A 12421-nucleotide genomic window follows, 5' to 3' on the forward strand; every position below is an offset into this window, starting at 1 on the left:
AGCGTTCTGAAGCCAGGCATTTCGATCGCTTCAGGAACCCTAACGGGTCTCGCCGGTTAGCCCCCACGAAATACAGGGAAAACAGGAGAGACCCGATGGACAAGGATCGGATTGCCGGCTCGGCCAAGGATTTTGCGGGCAAGGTCGAAAGCACTGTCGGCGACTTGGCTGGCGATGCGAAGACGCAAGCCGAGGGCCGCGCGCGCGAAGCCGCCGGCACGGTGCAAAATCTCTACGGCCAGGCCAAGGATGCCGCCCGCGACGCTACCGACGCCGCCGTCAATTATGCCAAGGACGCCTATGATAACAGCGGCGACACCGTTCGCAGCGGCCAGCAGGCAGTGGCGAAAACCGTGCAGGATAATCCGCTCGGCGCTTTGTTGGTCGCAGGTGGAATTGGCTTTGCGCTGGCACTGTTGATGACACGCCCGCCGCGCCGCCCGCCGCAGCGCTGGCGCTATTAAGGCTAAAACGGTCTTTATTGGTTTGCCCGGCGATGCAATGCATCGCGGGGAAACGCGCGTCTCATCGTGAAGCGTCAGAATCGCGTGAGATTGCCTGGCGGGACTTCGGCCGATCGGCCGACACTACCCGGCGGGCGCGGTACGCCCGGAGCCACGGGTCCACGCGGCGGTGCGGCCGCAGGCGGCGCAGACTGACGCGGCGCCGGGCCGAAGCCCCCGAAGAAATCGCGCAGCGACGGAGCGTTGTTCTGCGCCGGCCGAATCTGCATCGGCACCGTCTGCTGCGGCTGCCTCTTTTGTTGCTGTAAGGTTTGCTGCGGCGGCGGAAGCAAGAGCTGCTTCTGTCCGGGCACTGGCGCCACCGGTCCGCTCGGCGGCGATACGGCGGCTAACGGCGTATCGCCCTTGGCCTGCTCGCGGCCGATTTCCCGGCGAGGCCAGGCGTAATCGTCGGCGCGGCCCGCTGGCGGGGCCAGCGCTTCACCCTTCACCAGCGTGCGTGCAGCGAGCGCATCGACCCCGGCGGGGCGCGAGCCGGGACCGCCGAGCAACTGATCGGTGCCGACGGAAGAGGCCACCAGCGGCATGACCGGCCCGGCAAGGGGACGCGGCGCCGGCTGGCCGGGCGCGACATTGACCTCGGGCGTTGCCGGTTCGATCGGCACGGCGATCGGCCCGGAACGGGCAGCAAGCAGGCGTGTCACCTCACGCTCGACATAATGCGCAAGCTTGCGCGCGCCGGCCTTGGTGAAGAAGACGCCGTCGTCAGAACGCAACTTGCGGGGCTGGCCCTCGAAGTCGGGACCCCTCTGCATGAAGCGGCCGCCTTCGTCGACAAAGCCATCCCAGACATCGACATAGGTGATGCCGGCCTTGCCGGCCCCGTCGCGGTACAGGGCATCCAGGAACAGCAGGTCGGACGTTCCCTTTTGCCCGCGGATCGCAGGCAGGCCGACCCACAACACCGGCACGCCCTTGGATTTCAGCACGCCAACCAGTTCTTCGATCTTCTTGGCGTAAAGTTCGACCCACCGCTCATCGCGAAACTCGTAGAGACCGCCGCTCGCGCGCGCGCTCTTCTCGGGGGCTGCGGCTTGCGGCGCATCATCGTCCTCGGCATCGTCAGCCTTCGCGGTATCAGGCTTCGCGGTATCAGCCTTGGCGGTGTCTGCCTTGGCTCCATCAGCCTTGCCAGCATCGGCCTTGGCAGCATCAGCCGCGCTTTCGGGCTTCGGCTTTGCGTCCGCCGGCTTGGTGGCGTCCGGCTTGCCGCGCGCGTCCTTCTTGTCGTCTTTCTTGTCGGTCTTCTTCTCGGTGACCGCCTCGCGGATCGCCACGCGATCGTTGAGGCCGAGCATGACGACGATGGCGTCGGGCTTTTCGGTGGCGAGAATGGCCTTGGCCGCCGCGGTCCAATCGGCGGGCTCGCCGCGCGGCTGATACTTGATCAGGCCGGAGAGGGTCTTGTGCTTGCGGATCACGCCCATGTCGGGCTGCTCGGCATAGGCGTCTTCTAGACCGTAGCCGAGCCAGTCGGCCATGGCGTCGCCCAGCACCAGCACGTTACGTTCCGCCACGCTGTCGCGCTTGGCCGGTCCGGGCGCGCGGGAGAAATCCTGGCGCGGCGCCTGCTGCTGGGACGGCGATTGCTGGAATGGCTGGAAGAAGTCGCCGCCAAACCAGCCGCCGCCACCACGCTGCGGCGCTTGGCGCTGCGGCGGGCCGCCGAAGCCGCCGAAATTGAAAAACTGCGCGGAAGCCGGTCCCGCGATCCCGACCAGAAACGCGATCACGACCGCGAGCACAGCCAGCGGGCCGGTATCGGTGAACACGCGCAAAAAGGATTTTGGCTTTCGCATCCGGGCTCGGTCGCAATGGATCGTGATGTGTCAAATATAGTAGCGGAATCGGGCCGCAAGCGGGCAGATTTTCCCCATAAATCGGCGTTGCCGCTTCGCCGTCAAGGGTGCCCGCCCAATTGTTGATTTTGGGGTTAGTGGGCCGCCAAAACGGCATGTCGGCCGCCCTATCGAAGGAAATAGGCCAGTTCTTTGCCCTTTTGGCCGGAAATATAGGGATCTTGCCACTGATCGGTGGTCTGCAGGAACCCCTTGCCGGTCGGCCGCTTGGGAGCCGGTTTGCCCTTCAGCATGATTTCGCGCGTCTGCTGTTCCAGGACGGCCCGGAATTTATAGTGGTCATAGATGTCGAGCACGTGGGTCGTGTAGGCAAGCGCCAAAGGCCTGTTGCCGCGCAACACCAGCATATTCTCGTCATTGGCATAGGAAGCCTTGAACCCCAGATTGTGGCTGCCGGTGATCACCACGCAGTCGGTCTCCGACATCGGATCGATGACGACGATCTTGTCATGGATGATGGCGTGGCCGGCGCTCAGCAGTTCGCGCTGAAAATCGCCGACCAGGTCCTTGATGGCGGCGGCGCGGATCATCAGCACGTTCGGAACACCCGCCGGGCTGAAAATGGCTGGAGGCGGAATCTTCGGCGCGTCCTTGGGCTGGTCCTTCGGCGGCGCGACGAATCCGGGCAGCGCGGTCGGATCGCTGATCGCGCCGAACACGGTGAGATCAGGATCGAGCCGGCCGAAATCGATGCCGGCGGATACGACGGTGTTGACGTCTTCGCCTTCGGCATCGGTCCGTCCGGGGTTGAACACCAGGAAGAAGATCGCATCCTTGGCCTGCTTCATCAGCGAGAACACGAATTGCAGGTCGGGCGGCACGGTGCGGGTTTGCGGCGTTCCGGTCTTCGGCGTATTGGGCGAGTACCAGAGATCGATTTTGGTTTTTCCATTGTCGAGCATTGCCGAACTCGGCGTCGCGTCCGCCGTGCGCAGCGCCAGGCCCTGATCAGAGTTAAGCGGCGCGCTGAGCGGCTTTGGCATCGGTAGTTTGTCGGCATGCAGCCGCGTCCAATAATCGAAATAGGCCTTCGCGACGGCGTCGGATTCGACGATGATCGTATTGTTGGACTGGGCGCACAGGCCGGTCTTGGTCCAATTGGTGCTGCCCGACCACACGACGATCGGCTTGCCGTTGCTGTCGAGCAGGACCGCGAACTTGTTATGTCCGATATGGGCCGAGTTGTTGAACATCCGGTTCTGAAGCCGGTCACCCATCAGGGCCGAGAGCTTGGCCCGCGCGGCGGCATTCGTGACATCCCATATGGTGACGTTTTTCGGCTTGGCGGCGCTGCTCTTTGTCGTTTTCTTCACGGCTTTCTTGGCGGCTTTTTTCACTGCGCCAGCTTTCTTCGCCGCACTTACTTTTTTCGCTGACTTCTTGGCCAGGGTCGCGATGGATTTCTTTTTTGTGGCGTTCTTGATCGGCTTCGATCTCTTGACCATGGCTTTCGCCGCGGCGGGCATGCTGGCCGGCTTCGCCTTCGTCGTCTTGCTGCCGGCGGTCGAGAGAATGAGATTCAGCCGCGCCTGGTTCTGCACCAGCAGGTCGACCAGTTCAGTATCCTCCAGCTCGTACAAAGCGAGGTGCAGCGTGCCGTCTACCTGTTCCGCGCGCGTGAACATTGATTTGAGCGCCGGCAGCACGTCGCCGGCAAGGAATGTACGGATCGGATCGCCGGGCTTTTTGATATGGGCGTCGATCTGCGGCTTGGTCGGCGCTTCGCCGTCCTTGGTCTCGAGCTGCTTGCGCAGGTTCTGTGTCGACAGGATTCCGTTGTTGAAGACGGCCGACACGTCACCGAAATTGTCCGTCACGCTGAATTCGTTGGTCTCGCCGGCCTCGCCGCAAACGAACATCGGAATCGGAGCGCCCTTGTATTTGCCAGGTTGCGCGGTCGGTGAGGGCGGCACCGCCACCCGGCCCGGCGCTTCCGGCCCGACCGGAACGATCTCGTATTTGGCGCGGAAGGGCGCGCGCACCTGCAGCGTGTTGCGGCTGCGTCGCAAGGTAAGATCGCGCCAGGAGAATTTCTGGATCGGCCAGACACTGGTGTCCTGTTCTTCGAATTGCGGGTTGGACTGGGTGTTGAAGGCGACCCATGCCGGCAACAGCCGCCGTTCGCCGGTGTCGAGATTGATGCGGGTGATCATGAAGCCGAGGCAGTCCTTGATCTTGCCGTCGGTTTTCCACGCCAGATAGGCGACTTCATTGTTACAAAAAGCGCGGGCTTCAATGACTTTGGCCATGGCGATCTCCCGATCGATTTTCGCGGGGATGGGCTACGCCTGCCGTCTCGGCAGATCGAAAAGGTTTTAGAGGGGCAATGCTCGCGGCATAATATCCGCCTTCAACCACGATGTGTGTGAGCTAATTGATACAATCGTGTGACAGGCAGTGCCTTCGATCCGGCGCCGCAGAGCGAACGGCAGGCGCAGGGGCGCCTGATTAGCCCTAGCGGCCCCGCAGCCGCTCCAGCACGTCGGAGGAGGCGAATCCGTCCGCCGGCGTCCCGATCGAGGCCTGGAAGCCGCGTAGCGCCTCCCGCGTCTGGCCGCCAAACTGGCCGTCCGGTGTGCCTTTGTAGAAGCCGCGCTGGGCCAAAAGCTGCTGCAGTTCCAGCCGTTCGGCGCGCGACAGCACCCGTTCCTGCCGTGGCCAGGGCTGCACAAACGGCGGCCCGCCGCGCAAGCGGTCGGCAAAATGGCCGATGGCCAGCGCATAGGCCTCGGCCGGGTTGTATTTCATGATCACGCGGAAGTTCTGCAGCATCAGGAAACCGGGCCCCTGCGCGCCGGCCGGCGCCAGCAGATAGGCCTTCTCGGTTGCGTCAGGGAACGGCTTGCCGTCGGCCCGCTTCATTCCCTGTTGCTGCCACTGCGCGATCGTCATCGCCTTGGCCTTGTCCGCCAGCATGAAATTAAAGCCCTCCGGCAGCACCACCTCGTAGCCCCAGCTCCGGCCGGTCTGCCAGCCGTCCTTCTTGAGGTTGTTGGCGGTGGAGGCGATCAGGTCGGCGGCATTGTCGACGACGTCGCGGCGGCCGTCGCCGTCGCCATCGACGGCGTAGCGTTTGAAGGCGGTCGGCATGAACTGGGTCGGCCCGAACGCGCCGGCCCAGGAGCCGCGCATCTGTTCGGGACGCAGATCGCCGCGGTTGAGAATTTCCAGCGCGGTGAGGAATTCGTCCTTGAAATAGGCCTGGCGGCGACCGACGCAGGCCAGCGTCGCCGTCGACTGCACCACGTTGCGGTCGCCCATCTGTGTCGAGTAATTCGACTCGATGCCCCAGATAGAAGCGATCGCGTAGCGGTCGACGCCGTAGGCTTTTTCCGCCGCGTCGAATTGCGGCTTGTACTTTGCCAGGATCTCCCGCCCCTTGGCGAGGCGGTTGTCGTTCACGAGGATGTCGAGATAGTCCCAGATCGCCTTGGTGAATTCGGGCTGCGAATCCATCAGGTCCATGATGCGCAGATCAGGCGTGAGACCTGCGGTGAAGCGCTCGAAATTTTCCTGGTTGATGTTGCGCCGTGCGGCATCAGGCCACATCGCGGTGACGCAATTTTGAAAGTTCGCCGCAGCCTCCCGGATCGCGGAAGCCGTCATCAGCGGATGGCCGGAGGCGCCGTCCTCGCCGCTCCAGGGTGGCGGACCGCCGTCCGGGCCGGACGCGGCCTGCGGCGCCGGGCCGGATTTTGGACTGGAGAAGATGTTGTCCAAAAAGTTCGAAATCCCGTTGCCGGAGGATTGAGCATGAGAAGGGCTGACAAAAGCGGCCTGACTGGAACAAGCCAGCGCCGCCGCGATTAGAATCGCGCCGGTTCGATTGCCCATCGCTCGGTTCGTCAAACCCATGCCGTGTCCGTCCATCGCAACCAACCCCGTGGCAGAAGGCCCTGTCACGGTTTCCAATAACTTAACAGAGGGGATTTTGTTGTCGCGCCCGCCGCGCGCAAGGGCAGGCTTAACGATCATCATACATCCGCCTTTGTTCGCGGCTGAAAACCGGCTATCAACGTGCAATCTAAGCACTTTCCTCATTTCCAGCGTTTCTCAATAGCAAGGCCCACGAGATCCCATGAAAATCCGTAAAGCCGTTTTCCCGGTCGCCGGTCTCGGCACCCGCGTCCTGCCCGCCACCAAGGCGATGCCGAAGGAAATGCTGACCATCGTCGACAAGCCGCTGATCCAGTACGTGGTCGACGAGGCCAAGGAGGCCGGCATCGAGCATTTCGTTTTCGTCACAGGGCGCAACAAGGGCGTGATCGAGGATCATTTCGACCGGATGTTCGAACTCGACACCACGCTGGCCGCGCGCGGCAACAAGAAGGCCGAGCAGGACATTCTGGCGCGCGACCAGCCCGAGGCCGGCGCCACCAGTTTCACCCGCCAGCAGGCGCCGCTCGGACTCGGGCACGCGGTCTGGTGCGCGCGCGACATCGTCGGCGACGAGCCGTTCGCGGTGGTGCTGCCGGACGAACTGGTGCTGAACAGCCCGGGTTGCCTGAAGCAGATGATCGAGGCCGCCGAAAAACTCGGTGGCAAATCCAATCTGCTCGCGGTGGAGCCGGTGCCCGACGATCTCACCCATCAATACGGCATCTGCGGCGTCGGCAAGCGGCTCGCCAAGAACATGTTCGAGGTTGACGGCATGGTGGAGAAACCGCCGAAGGGCACCGCGCCGTCAAACCTGTCGATCACCGGGCGCTACATCCTGCAGCCGGAAATCTTCAAGATCCTGGAAACCCAGGAGCGCGGCGCGGGCAACGAGATCCAGCTCACCGATGCGATGAAAACCCTCGCCAGAACGCAAAGCTTCTACGGCGTGGAGTTCGAGGGCGAGCGGCACGATTGCGGCTCGAAGTCAGGCTTCCTGCGCGCCAACATCGCCTACGGCATGGCGCGCGACGACCTTCGCGACGGCTTGCGCGCGGAGATGAAGAGGTATCTGGAGAAGTGAGGAATGGGGCGCCGCTGCTCGCCCCGTCATTGCGAGGCGCGTAAGCGACGAAGCAATCCATCGCTCAGCATACGCCGCAGCATGGATTGCTTCGCTTCGCTCGCAATGACGACGGTGCGGTGGTGAGCGCCTCACGCCACCAGTGCGAGCTGCGGGATCGCGGCGACCACCGACTGGTTGCGGCCATTGGCTTTGGCGGCGTAGAGCGCCTTGTCGGCAGCTTCGATCAGGTCGGGCCAACTCAACGGTCCGGTGGGCGTCATGCTCGCCACACCGACACTAACGGTCGTCACGCTGGGGTCTTCCGCCCATTGTTCGACCTTGAGGCGGATGATTTCGGCGACGGTGAACGCTTCCACCGCCGAGAGGCCGGGCAGGAGTACCGCGAATTCCTCGCCGCCGTAGCGCGCCGGACAGTCGCCCGACCGCCGCACCGCGTCCGAAATGCAGATCGCGATGCCGACCAGCACCTGGTCGCCGGCCTGGTGTCCGTAGGTGTCGTTGTAGGCCTTGAAGTGATCCGCATCGATCATCAGCACCGCGACGGGAGTCTCGCTCCGCGCCGCCCGCCGCCACTCCTGATCGATTTCGGCATCGAATTTGCGCCGGTTCTTCAGGCCGGTGAGTGAATCGGTGGTTGCCATCTCTTCCAGTCTGTCCTCGGCCTCGGCGCGGCGGCCGATCTCGCGCGCGAGGAACAGCGTGGTACCGACCACGAACAGGATCAGCACCAGCATGATCGCGCCGATCCGCAGCACTTCCCGGTGCCAAAGGTTCAGGATGCTCGCCAGCGGCTTTCCGACTACGACAAAGAACAGGCCTGTGCTGCCGCTTCGCACGTAGAGCCGCGGTGTCGGATCGACCGGCCCGACGCCGGCATAGGTCGTGCCTTCCTTCAGATTTTCCGCGCGCCAGCTTGGCCGCTCCGCCAGATTCTTCCCGATGACCTCGAGGTCGAACGGTGTCCGCATGATGATCATCCGGTCGCGGCGCAGCACCGTGATCGTATCGCCGGGGTTGAGGGTTAGCCGGCCGAACAGGTCATGGAAATAAGTGAAGCGGATCGAGCCCACTACAACGCCGAGAAAACCACCATCGGCACCGGTGATGCGCCGGCTGAGCACGATCGAATAGGCGCCGCGGCGCAACATCGGGCGGCTGATATACAGGCCTACATCTGGATTGACGCGATGGACCTGGAAATACTCCTCGTCGGCGCGGTTCTCCGGCGCTGGATCGAGACTTGCCGCATCGTGCGTCAGTCTGCCCTGCGCGTCGAACACCTGGATCACGCCGAAATGCTTGGCGGTGGCGGCATGATCGAACAGGATCAGGTGCTGGATCTCCTTGCTGACGCCCTTGATCTCCGGCATCACCAGGTTGCTGGCGACGGCGCGCAGCGACAGATCGTACAGTTCGATATTGCGGCTGATGTCGGCATCGATGCCGGCGGCGAGATTTTCCAGGGTCTGGCGTGCGAGCTCTTCCTCGCCGCGGCGCATGTCGAGCATGACGCTGGTGCAAATCGCGGAGAAGCCGATCACGGTCGCGATCGACGACACGATCAACAGCTTCGCGGACAGCCGCCAGGGCCGGCGGCCGGAGTGTTTCCTGAACCAGCCCTTTCCGGTCACGTCGCTTTGCCGTCCGAATAACATAGACCGCTCCAAGCTTTCCGGTATGCGGCCGGATTTGTTGTTGCGGGCTTAAACGGCGACAGCGATAGGATAATCAGTTAACGCTTGGTTGCCGGGAGCGACGGTTTTCTGCAAATCGCCATTGGAGACACGGGTGAACGATTACGACCTGCTGCGGGACTATCTGAAGAAGCAGAAACTTCCCGAATTCGTGCTGAGCTTCGAACAGATCGAGGAGATCCTCGACGGAGCGCTGCCGCGCGCCGCGCATCGGGCGTCTTGGTGGGAAACCGAGCGCAGCCCGCAGGAGAAGATGCCGCAGCGCGAGGCCTGTCTCCAAGCCGGCTACATCGCGACGCGGCAGGCGGACGGCAAGAGCGTGAAGTTCAAGAAGATGCCGCAGGACCGCCGTCGTCCCCGCGAACGCGGGGACCCATAACCACTGGGCGTTGTTATTGCGAAGGCTATTAGCCACATCGCTTCACGGAAAAGCCGCGGCGTATGGGCCCCTGCTTTCGCAGGGGCGACGAGGAGACTAGCTCGCCGCTTCGAGCCGTTCTTCCGTGAGTAGCCGCATCGCGGCGTCGGCGTCCATCGGTTCGCCGAAGGCAAAGCCTTGCGCGTATTCACAGCCGAGCTGATAGAGCTCGACCGCATCCGAATCCGTCTCCGCGCCTTCCGCCACCACGTCCATGCCGAGGTCGTGGGCGAGCGCGATGATCGATTTCAGGATCACGGGGCGCGTGCCGCGGCTGGTGGTGCGCACGAACGATTGGTCGATCTTGATGGTGTCGAACGGAAAACGCTGCAGATAGGCCAGTGAGGAATGGCCGGTGCCGAAATCATCGAGCGACAGTCCGGTGCCGAGTTCGCGGATCCGCGTCAGCATTTGCGCCGCGTGCTCCGGGTTCTCCATGACCAGCGATTCCGTGAGTTCCAGTTTCAGCGTGCCGCGCGCCACAGAGGAACGTGACAGCACGGTGCGGATGTCGTGGATCAGATCGTGGCGCAGCAACTGCCGTGAGGAGACGTTGACGGAGGCGAAGATCGGCTCGCGCGAGCGCATCGCGCGCTGCCACACCGAAAGCTGCCGCGCGGTCTGGTCGAGCACGAACATGCCGAGGTCGACGATCAGGCCGATTTCCTCGGCAATCGAGATGAATTCCGACGGCGACATCCGGCCGAGTTTTGGATGGTCCCAGCGCGCCAAGGCCTCGAAGCCCGCGATCGAGCGATCTTCCAGCCGCACGATCGGCTGGTACAGAATGGTGATTTCCTGCCGCTCGATGGCGCGGCGCAGTTCGCTTTCCAGCGTCAGGCGGTCGGTCTTGCGGGCGCGCATCGCGGGCTTGTAGACGTCGATGCGATCGCCGCCGATCCGCTTGGAGTGATACATCGCAAGCTCGGCGTCCTTGATGATCTCCTCGGTCAATTGCGTCTGCGGATCCGACAGCGCGAGTCCGATCGAGGCGGTCAGGAAGATCTCGCGGTCGTTGAAGGCGATCGGCGCGCGGATGGTCTTGCGGATGGTTTCGGCGAACGCGGTGATGCGCGCCGGATCCTGCTCCGACAACAGGATCAGGCCGAACTGGTCGCCGGCCAGCCGCGCCAGCGTGTCCTGGGGTTTCAGGATGCGCGTCAGCCGCCGCGCCAGGGTCAGCAGGATCGAGTCGCCGACCGCGATGCCGACGGAGTCGTTGACCTGCTTGAAGCGGTCGAGATCGATCACCATCAGCGTCGGCCGCAGGGTCGGCATGCTCTTGGCGAGATTCGCCACCGCGCCGAGACGGTCCATGAACAACCGGCGGTTCGGCAGGCCGGTGAGGTTATCATGCACGCTGTCGTGCAGCATGCGCTCTTCGGCGTTCTTGATCTCGGTGACATCGGTGAGCGTACCGACCACGCGGGAAACTTCGCCGTCGGAGCCGACCACCGGGCGCGCCTTCAGCGCGAACCACATGAAATGGCCGTCGGGCGTGCGCAGCCGGAAATCCTGAACCAGCCGGCCGCGGCGCTGGTCCAGCACGCTGTCGAGCGCGGCGCGGAAGCGATCCTGATCGAGTGGATGCAGCACCTCGAGCCATTTCGCGGCCGGGCCCTCCAGCGTGCCGCGTTTCAGCCCGAGCAGGCTTTCGGTCTCCGGGCTGGTGAACACCTTGTCGGCGGAAACGTCCCAGTCCCAGATCAGGTCGCCGGAGCCCGTCAGCGCCAGCGCGCGGCGCTCGACGTCGGAGACGATGCCGGTGGTGGCGCCACCGCCGGCGAAGGCGTGCTGCATCACCGTAAATCCGATCAGCATCACGATCAGCACGAGGCCGCCGAGCAGCGCCGGGCCGACGATGTCGTTGGTGACGGAGCCTCCTACCGTCATGCCGGCCGCGATCACCCAGACCACCAGCAGGAACCAGGTCGGGATCAACAGCACAGCGCGGTCGAAGCCGTGCGTCGAGAGATAGACGATCAGCGTAAAGCCGGCGAAGGCGATCAGCACCAGCGAAATGCGCGCGATGCCGGAGGCGACCGCGGGATCGAACAGTGCCAGCGCCACCAGCGATCCGAGGAAGGCGAGCCAGCCGACGGTGATGTGGGAATAGCGCACATGCCAGCGGCTGAGATTGAGATAGGCAAACAAAAACACCAGTAGCGTCGCCGCCAGGATCGCTTCGCCCGCCGCGCGCCAGACGCGCTCGGCGTTGTTCGACATGTCGAGCACCTTGCCCCAGAAGCCGAAATCGACGCCGATATAGACCAGCACCGCCCAGGCAAGGGCTGCGGCAGCCGGGAACATGATGCTGCCCTTCACCACGAACAGAATGGTGAGCACGAGGGCCAAGAGACCGGAGATGCCGATCACGATGCCCTGGTAGAGCGTGAACGAGTTGACCTTGTCCTTGTAGGCGTCGGGTTCCCACAGATAGAGCTGCGGCAGCTTGTCGGTTCGCAGTTCCGCCACGAAGGTGATGACGGCGCCCGGATCGAGCGTGATGCGGAAGATGTCGGCGGTCGCGCTTTCCTGCCGCTCCGGGCGATCACCGGTCGACGGCGTGATGGTTGCGATGCGCGACAGGCCGAGGTCGGGCCACAGCAGGCCTGATGACACGATGCGATAATGCGGGGCGACGATCAGGCGGTCGAGCTGGTCGTCGGTGTTGTTGGCGAGCGCGAACACCACCCAGTTCTGCCCACCCTCGCGGGCGCGGACCTCGATGCGGCGGACGATGCCGTCAGTTCCCGGCGCGGTCGAAACCTGGATGCGGTCGGTTTCGCTGCGCTGGTGGTCGAGGACGGCGGTGAGATCGATGGCAGGCGCGTCGCTGCGGACGCTGACTGCGTCAATGGCGTGCGCCGCTGGCGCGACCGCAACAATCATGAGGCCCAGCGCAACCAGCGCAAGGCACCTGATCAGACGCAATGTCAGTACTCCGCGACCAACGATTCTCC

General features: G+C 63.7%; 8 protein-coding genes. 3 read left to right on the top strand and 5 right to left on the bottom strand.

Translation table 11 applies throughout. The annotated features are described in order from the left end of the window. Positions 1–95 precede the first annotated feature (95 nt). Positions 96–464: a CsbD family protein gene (locus ACPPVP_RS05945; RefSeq protein WP_426532183.1), complete on the top strand. Its 369-nt coding sequence runs from the start codon at positions 96–98 to the stop codon at positions 462–464. A 74-nt stretch (positions 465–538) separates the two neighbouring features. Here ACPPVP_RS05945 and ACPPVP_RS05950 read toward each other — a convergent pair whose 3' ends face one another. From ACPPVP_RS05950 to ACPPVP_RS05960, 3 genes are all read right to left on the bottom strand, one after another. After that, positions 539–2323 (bottom strand): DUF459 domain-containing protein, encoded by a 1785-nt coding sequence (locus ACPPVP_RS05950; protein WP_426532185.1) that lies wholly within the window; start codon positions 2321–2323, stop codon positions 539–541. A gap of 167 nt (positions 2324–2490) precedes the next feature. Continuing rightward, positions 2491–4632, bottom strand: a complete 2142-nt coding sequence (locus tag ACPPVP_RS05955; protein WP_426532187.1) for a phospholipase D-like domain-containing protein — start codon at positions 4630–4632, stop codon at positions 2491–2493. Between the two features lie 205 nt (positions 4633–4837). Continuing rightward, the gene (locus ACPPVP_RS05960) at positions 4838–6217 is read right to left on the bottom strand and encodes a lytic murein transglycosylase (RefSeq protein WP_426532189.1); all 1380 of its coding nucleotides are present in this window, start codon (positions 6215–6217) and stop codon (positions 4838–4840) included. A 244-nt stretch (positions 6218–6461) separates the two neighbouring features. Between ACPPVP_RS05960 and galU the strand changes: the two genes are divergently transcribed. Then, positions 6462–7343: a UTP--glucose-1-phosphate uridylyltransferase GalU gene (galU, locus tag ACPPVP_RS05965; RefSeq protein ID WP_426532191.1), complete on the top strand. Its 882-nt coding sequence runs from the start codon at positions 6462–6464 to the stop codon at positions 7341–7343. A 131-nt stretch (positions 7344–7474) separates the two neighbouring features. Here the strand turns inward: galU and ACPPVP_RS05970 are convergent, their stop codons facing one another. After that, a complete protein-coding gene (locus ACPPVP_RS05970) occupies positions 7475–9001 on the bottom strand; it encodes a sensor domain-containing diguanylate cyclase (RefSeq protein ID WP_426532193.1) in 1527 nt (508 codons plus the stop codon). Between the two features lie 133 nt (positions 9002–9134). Here ACPPVP_RS05970 and ACPPVP_RS05975 point away from each other — a divergent pair, with 133 nt between their 5' ends. Continuing rightward, positions 9135–9419 carry a DUF7662 domain-containing protein gene (locus ACPPVP_RS05975; RefSeq protein WP_426532195.1) on the top strand — a complete coding sequence of 95 codons (285 nt, stop codon included), beginning with the start codon at positions 9135–9137 and terminating at the stop codon, positions 9417–9419. 96 nt (positions 9420–9515) lie between these two features. On the opposite strand, the gene ACPPVP_RS05980 is transcribed toward ACPPVP_RS05975, so the two are convergent. Beyond that, on the bottom strand, positions 9516–12392 hold the full coding sequence (locus ACPPVP_RS05980; protein ID WP_426532197.1) for an EAL domain-containing protein: 2877 nt from the start codon (positions 12390–12392) through the stop codon (positions 9516–9518). Positions 12393–12421 lie beyond the last annotated feature (29 nt).

This window comes from Bradyrhizobium sp. McL0615, assembly GCF_049993905.1.
Classification (GTDB): domain Bacteria; phylum Pseudomonadota; class Alphaproteobacteria; order Rhizobiales; family Xanthobacteraceae; genus Bradyrhizobium.